Origin of the sequence: Demequina capsici, assembly GCF_032102965.1 — a bacterium.
In the GTDB taxonomy this organism is placed as follows: Bacteria; Actinomycetota; Actinomycetes; order Actinomycetales; family Demequinaceae; genus Demequina; species Demequina capsici.
This window is the reverse complement of the sequence record NZ_CP134880.1, coordinates 1573259-1587180: the sequence shown is the minus strand read 5'-3', so window position 1 is coordinate 1587180 and position 13922 is coordinate 1573259. Positions and strand designations below refer to the sequence as shown.

Here is a 13922-nt window from a genome sequence, read left to right as displayed (position 1 = left end):
CTGACGCCATGCCTCAGGTCAACGCTTCCGGTCAGCCCTATGAGGACGACGCTCCCGAGCCCGCAGCCGCTCCCGCGGCGCAGGCCTCGACCGACGCCCTCGACGATCTCCTCGACGAGATCGACGGATCCCTTCAGACGAACGCCGAGCAGTTCGTCCGCTCGTTCGTGCAGAAGGGCGGCGAGTAGGCCGCCCCGCGGGGGCTGAGCCTGCCCGCCGTGCCCACGCGATGCAGATCGCCGAGGTCCCGCCGCCTCTCGAAGTGGAGGCGTCACGCCGCATCTTCGGTCTCGAGACCGAGTTCGGCCTCCACGTCGTGGCCCCTGGTTCACGCCCGATCACTCCCGAGGAGGTCGCGGGTCATCTCTTCCATTCGGTGGTGCAGTGGGGACGCTCCTCGAACGTGTTCCTGACCAACGGGTCCCGGCTGTACATCGACGTCGGCGCGCACCCCGAGTACGCGACGGCGGAGTGCGACTCCATCGAGGACCTGATCGCGCTCGACAAGGCGGGGGAGCGCGTGGTCCAGGACCTCGTGGTCGAAGGCGAGCAGCGGCTCCGCGAGGCAGGTGTCGACGGTCAGATCCACCTGTACAAGAACAACACCGACTCCGCAGGGAACAGCTACGGCTGCCACGAGAACTACCTGCTGCGCCGTCGGGCCGACTTCGCGGGCTTCGGACGGCAGCTCCTTCCGTTCCTGGTCACGCGCCAGATCGTCACCGGCGCGGGGTGCATCACCCGCACCCCCGAGGGAGCGCACTACAGCTTCTCCCCTCGGGCGGATCACATGTGGGAGGGCATGAGCTCGGCGACCACCAGGTCCCGGCCGATGATCAACACCAGGGACGAGCCTCACGCCAACGCCGAGCTCTACCGTCGCATGCACGTCATCGTGGGCGACTCGACGATGGCGCAACCGACCACGCTTCTCAAGATCGGCTCCACCGACCTGGTGCTCCGTCTGCTCGAGGCACGGGTCGACATGCCGGACCTGTCGCTCGCCAAGGAGATGCAGGCGATCCGTGACGTCGCGCACGACCTCACGGGGGCCGCCGAGGTCGAGCTCGCCGACGGCAGGCGGATGACGGCGGTCGAGATCCAGCAGTCGTTCCTCGACATGGTGCGCTCGCACCTCGGCGATGTCATCGAGCCGACGGACGAGGTCTCGCGGATCCTCGACCTGTGGCAGCGAGGACTGGACGCCGTGCGCACGCAGGACTTCTCGACCGTGGACACCGAGCTGGACTGGGCGATCAAGCTCAAGCTGCTCCGTCGCTACCAGGCGAAGCTCGGCTGTGCCCTCGATGATCCGCGGCTGGCGCGGCTGGAGCTGGCGTTCCACGACGTCTCACCGGAGCGCGGTCTCACTCGCCGGATGGAGGAGCAGGGCCTGATCAGGACGATCGTCTCCGAGGACGCGATCGACCGTGCGAAGACCACGGCTCCCGCCACGACCCGCGCGCATCTGCGTGGTCGGTTCGTGCGTGAGGCGCTGGCGTCGGGCCGCGACTTCACCGTGGACTGGGTCCATCTGAAGTTCACGGGCCACGAGAGCCGCACCGTGCTCCTCAAGGACCCGTTCCGGTACGAGGACGAGCGCGTCGACATGCTGCTCGACACCGTCGCACGCTGAGCAGGGGCGTGCCGTCCCGCGCGTACACTGATCAGTCTGTCCGACCCCCTACCCAGGAGCGAACCATGCGCCGCGTCATCGCCCTCGCGATCGCGGGAGCCCTCATGCTGAGCGGATGCGTGAGCGGTCCTCCCGACGCCTCGGCGTCGGTGTCGGCCAGCGGCAACGTGGATGAGATCACGGTCGGGAACGCGGACGATGGCAAGTCGCCGACGCTCGACATCCCCGAGGGGAAGGTGTGGGACACCGCGCAGACCGAGGTGCTCTGGGAGGGGGACGGCGATCAGCTTGTCGACGGTCAGCCTCTGCTGCTCGACATGTACGGCATCTCGCTCGCAGACGGCTCCGAGCTGATCAACTCCTACAAGGGCCTCGCCCGATCCTTCCTGCTCGCTCCCGAGCTGCTCGGCCAGGACCTCTATGACGCGCTGCTGGGTGCCCGCGTCGGCACCCGGATCCTGCACGTGTCGCCAGCGCCGGCGGACAACCCGGATGGGGAGCCTCCCATCGCCCTCGTGATCGATGTGCTGCCGACGCACGCGGTCGGCACCGCGGTCGACCCCCTGAGCGACATGCCGGTGGTCACGACCGCAGCGGACGGCACCCCGTCCGTCACCATCGGATCGAACGTGCAGCAACCCACGGACCTGCAGGTCGTGACTCTCATCCAGGGAGCAGGCGAGCAGGTGCGCACCGGCTCGTTCGTCATGGTGAACTTCACGATGGTGTCATGGGACGGAGAGGTGCTCGACTCGTCGTGGCCGGAGGAGGTCGCGCCGCTCGAGGTAGAGGTCGGCTCCGGCCAGTCGATCCAGGCCATCGAGGACGGCCTGCTCGACCAGACCGTGGGATCCCAGCTCCTCATCCTCGCCCCAGCGTCGTACGCGTACCCGGACAAGGGCCCCGTGGTCCTCGTGGTCGACATCCTCGACGTGTTCACACCGGAGGACTCCTGATGTCTGTCGCAGTGCGAGTGATCCCGTGCCTCGACGTCGACGCAGGGCGCGTCGTGAAGGGCGTGAACTTCGAGAACCTCCGCGACGCGGGCGACCCTGTGGAGCTCGCGCGTCTGTACGGCGATGGCGGAGCGGACGAGCTCACCTTCCTGGACGTCACCGCGTCGTCGGGCGATCGTGAGACCACCTACGACGTCGTGCGGCGCACCGCCGAGCAGGTGTTCGTCCCGCTCACCGTCGGGGGAGGCGTGCGTGCACCCGAGGATGTCGACAGGCTGCTGCGCGCCGGCGCCGACAAGGTGGGCGTCAACACCGCCGCGATCGCGCGCCCCGAGCTCATCACCGAGATCGCGCACCGATTCGGCAACCAGGTGCTGGTGCTCTCCGCGGATGCCCGCAGGTGCCGCGACGGCGCTGAGACGGAGTCAGGCTTCGAGGTGACCACGCACGGCGGCCGTCGCGGCACGGGCATCGACGCGCTCGAGTGGATCCGCCGCGCCGAGGAGCTCGGCGCGGGCGAGATCCTCCTGAACTCGATGGACGCCGACGGCACCACGGACGGGTTCGATCTCGAGATGATCCGCAAGGCGCGCGCGACAGTCTCCATCCCGTTGATCGCGTCGGGCGGTGCAGGCACCGCGGAGCACTTCGTCGAGGCGGCACGCGCCGGCGCCGACGCGGTGCTTGCGGCGAGCGTGTTCCACTTCGGTGCGCTGTCGATCGTCGAGGTGAAGGAGCACATGCGCGCCGCAGGCATCGAGGTGCGGTAGATGAGCGGCCCAGCGAGGCCGGACGAGTACAGCCTCCGGGGCTCCTTCGTCCGCCAGTCGGTGCAGCTGCTCGTGCACGGTGTCAGGCAGTCGCCATGGTTCTTCGCGGGCGGCATCGCTGCCGCGAGCGTGTTCTCTGTCATGACGATCGTGTTCGGCACGCTCCTCGGCGCCATCACGGATGATGTGGTGATCCCAGGGGTCGCGGGGGATCCGGTCGGAGGGCGATGGGGCGAGATGACCGACGACCCGATGAGAGCGATCGTCTATGCAGGCGCCGCCTTCGTGGTGATCGGCATCGTGATCGCGCTGTCACAGGCGTTCCGCCAGGCGCTGACCCAGTCCGGTGTGGCGCGTGTGGGCGGCAGGCACCGCGAGGTCGTGTCGGAGTCGCTGTCGCGGCTGCCGATGGGCTGGCATCGTACGCAGTCGTCCGGTCGGATCCTCTCCGCGATCTCGTCTGACGCCGAGACCGCCACCGGCCCGCTCCATCCGTTGCCGTTCACCGTCGGGTCCTTCGTGATGATGGTTGCGGCCGGTGTGTCGATGTGGCGGTCCGATCCGTGGCTCGCGGTGACCGGCCTCGCGGTGATCCCGCTGATCCTGCTGGTCAACCTGCTCTTCGAGCGGGTCGTCACGCCGCTCTGGCGCCAGGGGCAGACGCTTCGCGCTGACGTGTCGAACATCGCGCACGAGAGCTTCGACGGTGGCACGGTCGTGAAGGCGCTCGGCGTGGAGCGCCGCGAGGGCCGCCGATTCGCTCTCGCGGCTCGCGACCTCGCGGCGGCTGACACGCGGGTCGGGCGCGTCAAGGCGTGGTTCGAGCCGCTCATGGATCTGATGGCGCCGCTCGGCGCGATCGCCTTGATGGTGGTGGGCACGGCGCGCGCGGCGGCCGGATACGTGTCCGTGGGTGAGGTGGTGTCGGCGATGTACTTCGTCACGCTCCTCGCGATCCCGATCCGCGGGCTCGGCTGGATCCTGGGTCAGATGCCTCAGGCGCTCGTGTCGTTCCGGCGCGTCGGTGAGATCGCGGAGGCGGCGCGCGAGGTGGATGAGCCCGGCCACATCGAGGTCGAGGGCTCCGGCGCGGGCAGCGTGATCTTCCGGGGTGCCTCGATCGCCGCGGACGACGGCCACGACGAGCTCACCGTGCTCGTCGAGGGCGCGTCGATCGAGTTGCGACCCGGCACGGTCACCGCGCTCGTGGGGCCTACGGGCTCGGGCAAGTCGACGATCGCGATGGCGGCCTCGCGCCTCACTCTTCCTGCCAAGGGCCAGATCCTGCTCGACGGTGTCCCGCTTCGAGACGTGAAGAACCTCGAGGCACACGTCGCGCTCGTGCCTCAGACCGCCTTCGTCTTCGCGGGCACGGTGCGGGAGAACGTGACGCTCGGAGCGGACATCGACGATGCTGCGGTGTGGGAGGCGCTGCGGCGCGCCGCGGTCCATCATGTGGTGCGAGGGCTCGTCGGTGCCGGCCTGGATCCGCTCGATGCCGTGCTCGACGAGCGCGGCTCCAACCTGTCCGGTGGGCAGCGCCAGCGGCTCGCCCTCGCCCGTGCCCTGGTGCGCCGACCGCGGGTGCTCATCCTCGACGATGCCACCTCGGCGGTGGACCCGGTGGTGGAGCGCGACATCCTGACTGGCCTGTCGCGCAGCGCCGACGCGCCCACGGTGCTCCTGGTCGCGTACCGGCTCGCCTCGATCATGCTGGCGCACAGCGTGGTGCACCTCGACTCGGGCCGGGTCGTCGACTCGGGGTCCCACGGTGAGCTCTTCGCGCGCGATGCCGGCTACCGCGACATCGTGCTCGCGTATGAGCGTGACGCGAGGCGCGACACCGACGGCACCGAGGAGGTCTCGTCATGAGCGAGCCGAGGACGTTGCGGGAGACCGCCCGTCGAGGGTTCGTGCTGAGCCCTGAGTTCCGGACCGGGCTCGGCGTGACGCTGGCGCTCGCAGGGGTGGCTGCGCTCGGCAAGATGGCGGTCCCCTTCGTCACCCAGCAGGTGACGGACAGGGGGCTGCTCGTGCCCGGCGGGGTGCAGGTGTCGGTCGCCTTCATCTTCGCGGGGATAGGCGCCGCGCTGCTGATCATGGCGACCATCGTGGAGCGCATCGTCCGCATTCGGATGGTCACGCAGGCGGAGCAGGGCCTCGCGACGCTCCGCATCAAGGCGTTCGACACCGTGCATGATCTCTCCGTCCTCACGCAGAACGCGGATCGTCGCGGACGTTACGTCTCGCGGGTGACCGGAGATGTCGAGACGATGCGCGACCTCATGCAGTGGACGGGTGCCGCCATGCTGGTCGCGGCGTTCGAGTCGGCGATCATGCTGGTCGTGATGGCCGTCTACGCCTGGCAGCTCGCGCTGGTCGTCGTCATCGCCTATGTGCCGACCGCGCTGATGGTGCGGATCATGCAGCCGCGGATCGTGCGCGCGTATGCGCGCGTCCGTGCGCGCAGCGCAGACCTGCTCGCGGCGACCGGCGAGCAGCTCGTCGGGGTCGCGACCATCCGCGCCTACGGCGTCCATCAGCACATGCGCGCCGATCTGGCCAGGACGAACCATGACATCGTCGCCGGCGACACCCGCGCGGGCTGGCTCGGCACGTCGCTGTTCTCCACGAACGCTGCTGCTCAGTCGATCGCGACCGGCCTCGCGCTGATCGTCGGCACACGCCTGGCGTTGTCGGGCACCATCAGCGTGGGTACGGTGGTCGCCTTCGCCTTCCTCGTCTACCAGTTCGCGGGACCCGTCGGCTGGATCATCGAGATGCTCGCCGAGATGCAGCGCGCGCTGGTCGGTTGGCGCAGGGTGATCGGCCTGGTCGACACACCGGTCACCGTCGCCGATCCGGGGGAGTCCGGCACGCCGATCCCTCGAGGGCACGGCGAGGTCGGGATCGACGGGGTCCACCTCACGTACCCCTCAGGCCCCGAGGTGCTCAAGGGCATCGATCTCACGGTGCCTGCGGGCCGGAGGATCGCGCTCGTCGGCGAGACGGGCTCGGGGAAGACCTCTCTCGTGAGGCTCCTCGCGCGTTTCATCGATCCGACCGCCGGCACCGTGACGATCGGGGGCGTCGATCTGCGCGACGTCCCCATGGAGGACCTGCGGCGCTCCGTCGCGATCGTGCCTCAGGAGGGATTCCTCTTCGACGGCACCATCCGCTCGAACCTGGCGTATGCCGTCGACGAGGGAGTCGGCGCCGACGAGCTGGAGCGCCGGTCGCTCGCGGTGCTGGAGTCGCTCGGCCTCGACGGATGGCTCGCGGCCCAACCGCAGGGGCTCGACACGCCGGTGGGGCCGCGAGGCGAGCTCCTCAGCGCGGGGGAACGTCAGCTCGTCGCCATCGCGCGGGCGTACCTGCGCGACCCTGACGTGCTGATACTCGACGAGGCGACCTCGGCGGTCGACCCTGCGACGGAGGTCCGGATCTCCCGCGCGCTCGAGTCGCTGATGCGTGGCCGTACCGCGATCGTCATCGCGCACCGGCTGTCCACCGCGGAGAGGGCCGACATGGTCGCGGTGATGGACCAGGGCCTCCTCGTGGAGGTCGGGTCGCACGCCGACCTCGTGCTGCGCGGCGGCATCTACACACGGATGCACGAGGCGTGGGTCGCGCAGACGCGTTGACGGCGTCGCGGCATGGAAGGATGGGCCCATGCCCTTGGATCCCACTCTGGCGTCGCGCCTGAAGCGCAATGAGGACGGCCTGGTCTGCGCGGTCGTGCAGCAGCACGACACCCGCGAGGTCCTGATGGTCGCCTGGATGAACGACGAGGCCCTCCACGAGACCCTGACGACGGGTCGCGCGGTGTACTGGAGCCGGTCACGACAGGAGCTGTGGCGCAAGGGCGACACGTCCGGGCATCGTCAGACCGTGGTCAGGGCCTCGCTCGACTGCGATGGCGACGCTGTGCTCCTCGAGGTGGATCAGGTCGGCGCCGCCTGCCACACCGGCGAGCGCACCTGCTTCCTGACGGGTGGGGACCTCGGCGCAGTCGATGGACGTGAGGTCGGGGATGACTGACGCGCCGGTGACGGTCGCCTGGGGCGAGACGTGGCCCGCGCTCCCGCGCTTCAAGGAGCTCGGGGCCAGCCACCGCGTCGTCCCTGTGGTGCGACGGGTGCTCGCCGACTCGACGACCCCCGTGGCGGTGTATCAGGCTCTCGCGCAGTCGCGTCCGAACACGTTCATCCTCGAGTCGGCGGAACCCGACGGCACGCTCGGGAGGTTCTCGTTCATCGGCGTCCGGTCTCGCGCGGCGCTGACCGTCGACGGCGATCACGCGCGGTGGACGGGCGATGTGCCCGTCGGTCTGCAGGGCGGCGCACCTCTCACCGCGATCCGCCAGGTCCTCTCGGAGCTCGCCTCAGAGGCGATCCCTGGGCTGCCGCCGCTGACGGGCGGCATGGTCGGCGTGCTCGGGTGGGACATCATCAGGCAGTGGGAGCCGACGCTTCCGAAGAAGGCGCCGGCCGAGATCGACGTGCCGGACGTGCTGCTCCTGCTCGCCACCGATATCGCCGTCGTGGACCACCTCGACGGCTCGGTGTGGCTGATCGCGAACGCTGTGAACGCGGATGCCCAGACCGCCGGCATCGAAGGCGCGTACGACGATGCGGTCCGGCGGATCGACTCGATGGAGCGCGACCTCGCCTGCGCGCCCGGCGGCGAGGTGTCGGGCCTGGACGACGCTCCTGAGCCGAAGGTGCATCTTCGTACCGAGCCAGGGGAGTACGAGCGGACGGTGGAGTTCGCGAAGGACGCGATCCGCGACGGCGAGGTCTTCCAGGTGGTGCCCTCGCAGCGGTTCGACGTGCCGTGCGACGCAGCGCCGATCGACGTCTACCGGGTGCTTCGCACGGTCAACCCGAGCCCGTACATGTACTGCTTCCAGCTCGAGGATGCCGATGGGCGTGCGTTCGCCGTCGTCGGCTCCAGCCCGGAGTCCTTGGTGCGTGTCGAGCGTGGCGACGTCTCGACGTTCCCCATCGCGGGCTCGCGCCCTCGCGGCGCCACACCGGACGAGGACCGACGGCTCGAGGAGGAGCTGCGCGCCGACCCCAAGGAGATCGCCGAGCACGTGATGCTCGTGGACCTGGCGCGCAACGACCTGGTCAAGGTCTGCGAGCCCACCTCGGTCGAGGTGGCGGACTTCATGGCGCTGAACAGGTACAGCCACATCATGCATCTGTGCTCGACCGTCATCGGTCGGCTCGAGGCGGGACACACGGCCTTCGACGCCTTCACGGCCACGTTCCCGGCCGGGACGCTGTCGGGTGCTCCGAAGCCGCGTGCGATCGCCTTGATCGACGAGGTCGAGCCTGCGCGGCGTGCCCTGTACGGCGGGGCGGTCGGCTACTTCGACTTCGCGGGGAACACGGACACCGCCATCGCGATCCGGACCGCGCTGATCAAGGACGGCATGGCGTACATCCAGGCGGGTGCCGGCATCGTGGCGGATTCCGTCCCCGCGAACGAGGAGGCGGAGACCAGGAGCAAGGCTGCGGCGATGATCCGGGCAGTTTTCCTCGCCTCGCGGCTCACCGCGCGCGGCCGTGGCTAGACTGTCGTCACCCGGACCCAAGGAGGAGAAGTGTCGAGCAGCGTCAAGCTGAGTCCCCAGGACCTTCCCGAGGCAGCGCCTCACAACCACGGTCGCACTCTCGCGGCCTGGGTGACGAACGTCGGGCTGGTGCTCGCAGCACTGGTCGCGTCGCTCGGTATCGGCATTCCTCAGATCTCTCTCGTGTGGGTCGGGGCAGCACTGGCCGTCGTGTCTCTCGCGGCGGGTGGTGCGCTCAAGGCTCTCGGCCACGGCCAGACCGCGAGCTGACCGCGGCGCTGGCAGGCGCCGTGCGACAACGCACATCAAGGAGAAGACGTATGACCGACATCCCGCCGCCCCCGCCAGCACCCGGCATGCAGCCCGCCTACGGCGCGCCGCAGCCTCCGAACAACAACCTGGTCTGGGCCATCCTGACCACGGTCCTGTGCTGCCTGCCGCTCGGCATCGTGGCGATCGTCAAGGCCGCCGAGGTCAACTCGAAGTGGGCCGCGGGCGACTACGCGGGCGCGCAGGCGTCCGCAGAGGCTGCCAAGAAGTGGTCGCTGTGGTCGGCCGGAGCGACGCTGATCCTCGGGGTGCTGTACATCCTCTTCTTCGTGATCCTCGGGGTCGCCTCGTCCAACTGAGGCATTCATGACTGTCACCTCACTACTGACGGAGCCTGGCGAGCGACTGCTCGCCAGGCTCCCGCCGTTCGTGGCTCCAGCGGCGGTGGCGGCGGCGAGCATCGCCGCGACGGCGTACATCGCGGGAGTCGACCCGCACGAGGCCGGGCACTATCCCACGTGCCCCTCGCTGTACCTCACGGGCTTCTACTGTCCGGGCTGCGGCTCGCTGCGGGCGATCCACGACCTGGCGCACCTCGACCTCGCCGGTGCGTGGGGGATGAACCCGCTCGCCGTCCTGGTGCTGCCGTGGCTCGCATGGCGGTGGATCCGGTGGGTCCTCGCCCTGCGCGGCGTGCGCACCACCACCCGGCCGGCGCCGGGGTGGGCGATCTACACGCTCCTGGGCGCGGTCGTCGTCTACACGATCGCGCGCAACATCCCTGTGCTCATGCCGTACCTCGCGCCGTGATCGCCGGGCGTCCTCGCGCCACGCAGCGGTCATCGAGGGGCCATCGCGGCGCTACCATGGACGCCAGGGAGGTGGAGCGCCCATGAGCGTGTTGCAGAGCATCGTCGCAGGTGTCCGTGAGGACCTTGCTGTGCGTGAGCAGTCGACGTCCATGGACGCGCTGAAGGAGCGCGCCGCGCGTCTTCCGAGCGCCATCGACGCGTACCAGATCCTGGCACGCGATGAGGTGGCGGTCATCGCCGAGGTCAAGCGGTCGAGCCCGTCGAAGGGTGACCTCGCGGACATCACGGACCCCGCGTCCCTGGCCACCGAGTATGAGGCGGGGGGTGCGTCGGTCATCTCCGTGCTCACCGAGCAGCGGAGGTTCGGCGGTTCGCTGTCGGATCTCGATGCCGTCCGCGCGAAGGTCGACATCCCGATCCTCCGCAAGGACTTCATCGTCACGCCCTACCAGGTGTGGGAGGCTCGCGCGCATGGCGCAGACGTCGTGCTGCTCATCGTCGCGGCTCTCGAGCAGATGGCACTCGAAGGATTGATCGAGCGGGTGCACTCGTTGGGCATGACCGCTCTCGTCGAGGTGCACGACGTCGAGGAGACGGCGCGGGCGGTGGATGCGGGTGCGCGGGTCGTGGGAGTCAACGCCCGCAACCTCAAGACGCTCGAGGTCGATCGCCACACCTTCGCACGGGTCGCTCCCGCGATCCCCGACGGGATCCTGCGGGTGGCCGAGTCTGGCATCCGCGACAGCCACGACGTGGTCGAATACGCCCGCCTGGGCGCAGACGCTGTGCTCGTGGGAGAGGCGCTCGTGAAGGATCGCGACCCTCGCACGGCGGTCGCCGAGATGGTCGCCGCCGGCGCTCATCCCGCGTTGCGATCGGTGCGCCCGTGACGGGATCGCTGCAGGCGGCGCCCGGGCCGTTCTTCGGCGAGTTCGGCGGACGCTTCCTCCCTGAGGCGCTGATGGCCGCGCTCGACGAGCTCACCGACGCCTACGACAAGGCGCGCGTGGACCCGTCGTTCACCGCAGAGCTCGACCGCCTCGCCAGGGACTACACCGGCAGGCCGTCGATCGTCACGGAGATACCTCGGTTCGCGGCGCACGCGGGCGGCGTCCGCATGTTCCTCAAGCGCGAGGACCTCAACCACACGGGCTCGCACAAGATCAACAACGTGCTGGGGCAGGCGCTGCTGACGAAGCGGCTCGGCAAGCGCCGTGTCATCGCCGAGACCGGTGCGGGTCAGCATGGCGTCGCGACCGCGACCGCCGCGGCGCTCATGGACCTCGAGTGCGTGATCTACATGGGCGAGGAGGACACCGAGCGCCAGGCCCTGAACGTCGCGCGCATGCGTCTGCTCGGTGCCGAGGTGATCCCTGTCGCCACGGGTTCCCGCACGCTTCGCGACGCGATCAACGAGACCTTCCGCGACTGGGTGGCGAATGTCGCCACCACGAACTACATCTTCGGCACCGCCGCAGGCCCGCACCCCTTCCCGGCCATGGTGCGCGACTTCCAGCGCGTCATCGGAGTCGAGGCTCGCGAGCAGATGCTCGCGCTCGGCGGCCTGCCCGACGCGGTGCTCGCCTGCGTCGGCGGCGGCTCCAACGCGATCGGATCGTTCGACGCCTTCCTCGACGACGAGGGCGTACGGCTCATCGGCTGCGAGGCGGCAGGCGACGGCGTCGAGACCGGCCGTCATGCCTCCACGATCACTGGAGGACGCCCTGGCGTGCTCCATGGCTCACGTTCATACATCCTGCAGGACGAGGACGGACAGACACTGCCGTCGCACTCGATCTCTGCCGGCCTGGACTACCCGGGCGTCGGGCCCCAGCACGCGTGGCTCGCCGATATGGGACGTGCCGAGTACTGGCCGATCACCGACGCGGAGGCCATGGACGCCTTCCGCCTGCTGTGTCGGACCGAGGGCATCATGCCGGCCATCGAGTCGTCGCATGCCCTCGCGGGCGCGATCAAGCTGGGGCGGTCTCTAGGGCCCGGCGCGACCCTGCTCGTCACGCTGTCAGGCCGTGGGGACAAGGACGTGGAGCAGGCGGCTCGCTGGTTCGCGATGATGCCGGGGGAGGACGCGTGACCGCGCTCGGAGACCGCCTCGATCAGATCAAGGCGGAGGGCCGCTCGGCGCTGATCGGCTACCTTCCCGTCGGCTATCCCTCGGTCGAGGTGTCCGTGCGTGCCATGCAGGCGATGGTCGAGGCAGGCGTGGATGTCGTCGAGGTCGGGCTCCCGTACTCCGATCCGGTGATGGACGGGGCGACGATCCAGCACGCCGCCGAGGCGGCGCTCGAACGCGGAGTGCGCGTCGCAGATGTGTTCGCTGCGGTCCGCGGCGTGGTCGAGGCAGGTGCGCCCGCTGTCGTGATGTCGTACTGGAACCCGATCCTCCAGTACGGGCCAGAGAGGTTCGCGGACGATCTGCTGGCCGCAGGCGGTTCCGGAGTGATCCTGCCGGACATCACCCCTGACTCCGGTGCAGGCTGGGCCGAGGTCGCCGCGGGCCGCGAGCTCGACACCGTCCACCTCGTCGCACTGACCACGACGCCGGAGCGCATGCATCTCACCTGCAAGGCGTCGTCGGGCTTCGTCTACGCGGCGGCTCTGATGGGTGTCACGGGCGAACGGTCGGTGATCGGCGGAGGGGCCGAGGAGCTCGTCGAACGTGCCCGGGAGGCGGGAGCCCCTCGCGTGTGCGTCGGCCTCGGCGTGACCACGGGACAGCACGCCGCCCAGGTGGCGCGATATGCAGACGGCGTCATCGTCGGCTCCGCCCTGGTGCGGTGCCTCGTGGAGAGCCCGGACGACGTCGAGGCTGGTCTCGACGCGCTGCGCGCCAAGACTCAGGAGCTCGCAGCCGGCGTGAGAGGACTCGTGTGAGGGCATCGATCCCCAGCCCACCGGTCGAGTGGTCGCAGTTTCACCTCGGACCGCTCACGGTGCACATGTATGCCATCTGCATCCTGGTCGGCATCTTCGTCGCGCTGTGGCTGACGGGCCGGCGCTGGAAGGCGCGCGGCGGCGAGCCTGACATCGTGGAGTCCATCGCGTTCTGGGCGATCCCGTTCGGAATCGTCGGCGGACGTCTCTACCACGTGATCTCGACCCCTGGCCCGTACTTCGGCGAGGGCGGCCACCCGTGGAACGCCTTCAAGATCTGGGAGGGCGGACTCGGCATCTGGGGGGCTGTTGCGCTGGGCGCCGTCGGCGCCTGGATCGGTGCGAGGCGTGCAGGCGTGTCCTTCACCGCGTTCGCCGATGCCGTCGCGCCGGGCATCCTGCTCGCGCAGGCGATCGGACGCCTGGGCAACTACTTCAACCAGGAGCTGTTCGGCGGTCCGACGGATCTGCCGTGGGGCCTGCAGATCGATGAGGCGTTCCGCCCGGTCGGCTACGAGGCGTTCGCCACCTTCCATCCCACCTTCCTCTACGAGATGCTGTGGAACCTGGCGGGCGTGGGCGTGATCCTCTGGGCCGACCGTCGGTTCAAGCTCTGGGGCGGGCGCGTCTTCTGGCTGTACGTCGCCGTCTACACCTCGGGACGCCTCTGGATCGAGACCGTCCGCATCGACACCGCGGTCCACATCCTCGGCCTGCGCGTCAATGTGTGGGTGGCTGCTCTGGTCCTTGCCATGTCGATCGTCATGTTCCTCGTGATGGGCGCGCGCCAGCGGCGCCTTGCCGAGGTGCCCGCGTGGAGCACGCTCGCTGCGAGCCCCCTCCGTTCCGGGGACCGGGCCGACTCGGCGTCCTCCGCGCCCGAGGACGGCGGCGACGACGCCGATCCCGGTGCCGGTACGCTTGAGGGCGAAAGCGACGTCGTCGGCAACCCCGACGATGCGCCCAGCGCGCAGTAAAGAGTTCCAAAAGGGCTTGCCCGGC

At 69.5% G+C, this 13922-nt stretch carries 15 protein-coding genes; all 15 read left to right on the top strand.

Annotated elements, in window-relative coordinates; translation table 11 throughout:
• The first annotated feature begins 8 nt into the window (after positions 1-8).
• On the top strand, positions 9-188 hold the full coding sequence (locus RN607_RS07615) for a ubiquitin-like protein Pup (RefSeq protein WP_313541578.1): 180 nt from the start codon (positions 9-11) through the stop codon (positions 186-188).
• A 41-nt stretch (positions 189-229) separates the two neighbouring features.
• Positions 230-1636: a Pup--protein ligase gene (pafA, locus tag RN607_RS07610; protein WP_313541575.1), complete on the top strand. Its 1407-nt coding sequence runs from the start codon at positions 230-232 to the stop codon at positions 1634-1636.
• A 65-nt stretch (positions 1637-1701) separates the two neighbouring features.
• Positions 1702-2592, top strand: coding sequence for an FKBP-type peptidyl-prolyl cis-trans isomerase (locus RN607_RS07605; RefSeq protein WP_313541572.1), 891 nt, complete (start codon positions 1702-1704; stop codon positions 2590-2592).
• A complete protein-coding gene (hisF, locus tag RN607_RS07600) occupies positions 2592-3362 on the top strand; it encodes an imidazole glycerol phosphate synthase subunit HisF (RefSeq protein WP_313541569.1) in 771 nt (256 codons plus the stop codon). Before RN607_RS07605 ends, hisF begins: the two co-directional genes overlap by 1 nt.
• Positions 3363-5234 carry an ABC transporter ATP-binding protein gene (locus tag RN607_RS07595; protein ID WP_313541566.1) on the top strand — a complete coding sequence of 624 codons (1872 nt, stop codon included), beginning with the start codon at positions 3363-3365 and terminating at the stop codon, positions 5232-5234. It begins immediately after the preceding gene.
• On the top strand, positions 5231-7006 hold the full coding sequence (locus RN607_RS07590; RefSeq protein ID WP_313541563.1) for an ABC transporter ATP-binding protein: 1776 nt from the start codon (positions 5231-5233) through the stop codon (positions 7004-7006). Before RN607_RS07595 ends, RN607_RS07590 begins: the two co-directional genes overlap by 4 nt.
• A 28-nt stretch (positions 7007-7034) precedes the next feature.
• Positions 7035-7403 carry a phosphoribosyl-AMP cyclohydrolase gene (gene hisI, locus RN607_RS07585; RefSeq protein ID WP_313495876.1) on the top strand — a complete coding sequence of 123 codons (369 nt, stop codon included), beginning with the start codon at positions 7035-7037 and terminating at the stop codon, positions 7401-7403.
• Positions 7396-8943, top strand: coding sequence for an anthranilate synthase component I (locus tag RN607_RS07580; protein WP_313541560.1), 1548 nt, complete (start codon positions 7396-7398; stop codon positions 8941-8943). The genes hisI and RN607_RS07580 overlap by 8 nt, the downstream gene beginning before the upstream one ends.
• Positions 8944-8973: 30 nt before the next feature.
• Positions 8974-9213 carry an HGxxPAAW family protein gene (locus tag RN607_RS07575; protein WP_313495870.1) on the top strand — a complete coding sequence of 80 codons (240 nt, stop codon included), beginning with the start codon at positions 8974-8976 and terminating at the stop codon, positions 9211-9213.
• Positions 9214-9263: 50 nt separating this feature from the next.
• Positions 9264-9572: a CD225/dispanin family protein gene (locus RN607_RS07570; protein ID WP_313495867.1), complete on the top strand. Its 309-nt coding sequence runs from the start codon at positions 9264-9266 to the stop codon at positions 9570-9572.
• A 7-nt stretch (positions 9573-9579) separates the two neighbouring features.
• Positions 9580-10023 carry a DUF2752 domain-containing protein gene (locus tag RN607_RS07565; RefSeq protein WP_313541557.1) on the top strand — a complete coding sequence of 148 codons (444 nt, stop codon included), beginning with the start codon at positions 9580-9582 and terminating at the stop codon, positions 10021-10023.
• Between the two features lie 82 nt (positions 10024-10105).
• Positions 10106-10915 carry an indole-3-glycerol phosphate synthase TrpC gene (trpC, locus tag RN607_RS07560; protein WP_313495861.1) on the top strand — a complete coding sequence of 270 codons (810 nt, stop codon included), beginning with the start codon at positions 10106-10108 and terminating at the stop codon, positions 10913-10915.
• Positions 10912-12120, top strand: a complete 1209-nt coding sequence (gene trpB, locus RN607_RS07555; RefSeq protein ID WP_313495858.1) for a tryptophan synthase subunit beta — start codon at positions 10912-10914, stop codon at positions 12118-12120. Before trpC ends, trpB begins: the two co-directional genes overlap by 4 nt.
• Entirely contained in the window at positions 12117-12920 is an 804-nt protein-coding gene (gene trpA / locus RN607_RS07550) for a tryptophan synthase subunit alpha (RefSeq protein WP_313541554.1), read from the top strand. Before trpB ends, trpA begins: the two co-directional genes overlap by 4 nt.
• 65 nt (positions 12921-12985) lie before the next feature.
• On the top strand, positions 12986-13897 hold the full coding sequence (gene lgt, locus RN607_RS07545; RefSeq protein WP_313541551.1) for a prolipoprotein diacylglyceryl transferase: 912 nt from the start codon (positions 12986-12988) through the stop codon (positions 13895-13897).
• The last annotated feature ends 25 nt before the right edge of the window (positions 13898-13922 follow it).

Coding starts and splice junctions, on each gene's coding strand:
- RN607_RS07605 (WP_313541572.1), top strand. CDS start 1,702: ATGCGCCGCGTCATCGCCCTCGCGATCGCGGGAGCCCTCATGCTGAGC.
- hisF (WP_313541569.1), top strand. CDS start 2,592: ATGTCTGTCGCAGTGCGAGTGATCCCGTGCCTCGACGTCGACGCAGGG.
- lgt (WP_313541551.1), top strand. CDS start 12,986: ATGTATGCCATCTGCATCCTGGTCGGCATCTTCGTCGCGCTGTGGCTG.
- RN607_RS07570 (WP_313495867.1), top strand. CDS start 9,264: ATGACCGACATCCCGCCGCCCCCGCCAGCACCCGGCATGCAGCCCGCC.
- RN607_RS07565 (WP_313541557.1), top strand. CDS start 9,580: ATGACTGTCACCTCACTACTGACGGAGCCTGGCGAGCGACTGCTCGCC.
- RN607_RS07595 (WP_313541566.1), top strand. CDS start 3,363: ATGAGCGGCCCAGCGAGGCCGGACGAGTACAGCCTCCGGGGCTCCTTC.
- RN607_RS07615 (WP_313541578.1), top strand. CDS start 9: ATGCCTCAGGTCAACGCTTCCGGTCAGCCCTATGAGGACGACGCTCCC.
- pafA (WP_313541575.1), top strand. CDS start 230: ATGCAGATCGCCGAGGTCCCGCCGCCTCTCGAAGTGGAGGCGTCACGC.
- hisI (WP_313495876.1), top strand. CDS start 7,035: ATGCCCTTGGATCCCACTCTGGCGTCGCGCCTGAAGCGCAATGAGGAC.
- trpC (WP_313495861.1), top strand. CDS start 10,106: ATGAGCGTGTTGCAGAGCATCGTCGCAGGTGTCCGTGAGGACCTTGCT.
- RN607_RS07590 (WP_313541563.1), top strand. CDS start 5,231: ATGAGCGAGCCGAGGACGTTGCGGGAGACCGCCCGTCGAGGGTTCGTG.
- RN607_RS07580 (WP_313541560.1), top strand. CDS start 7,396: ATGACTGACGCGCCGGTGACGGTCGCCTGGGGCGAGACGTGGCCCGCG.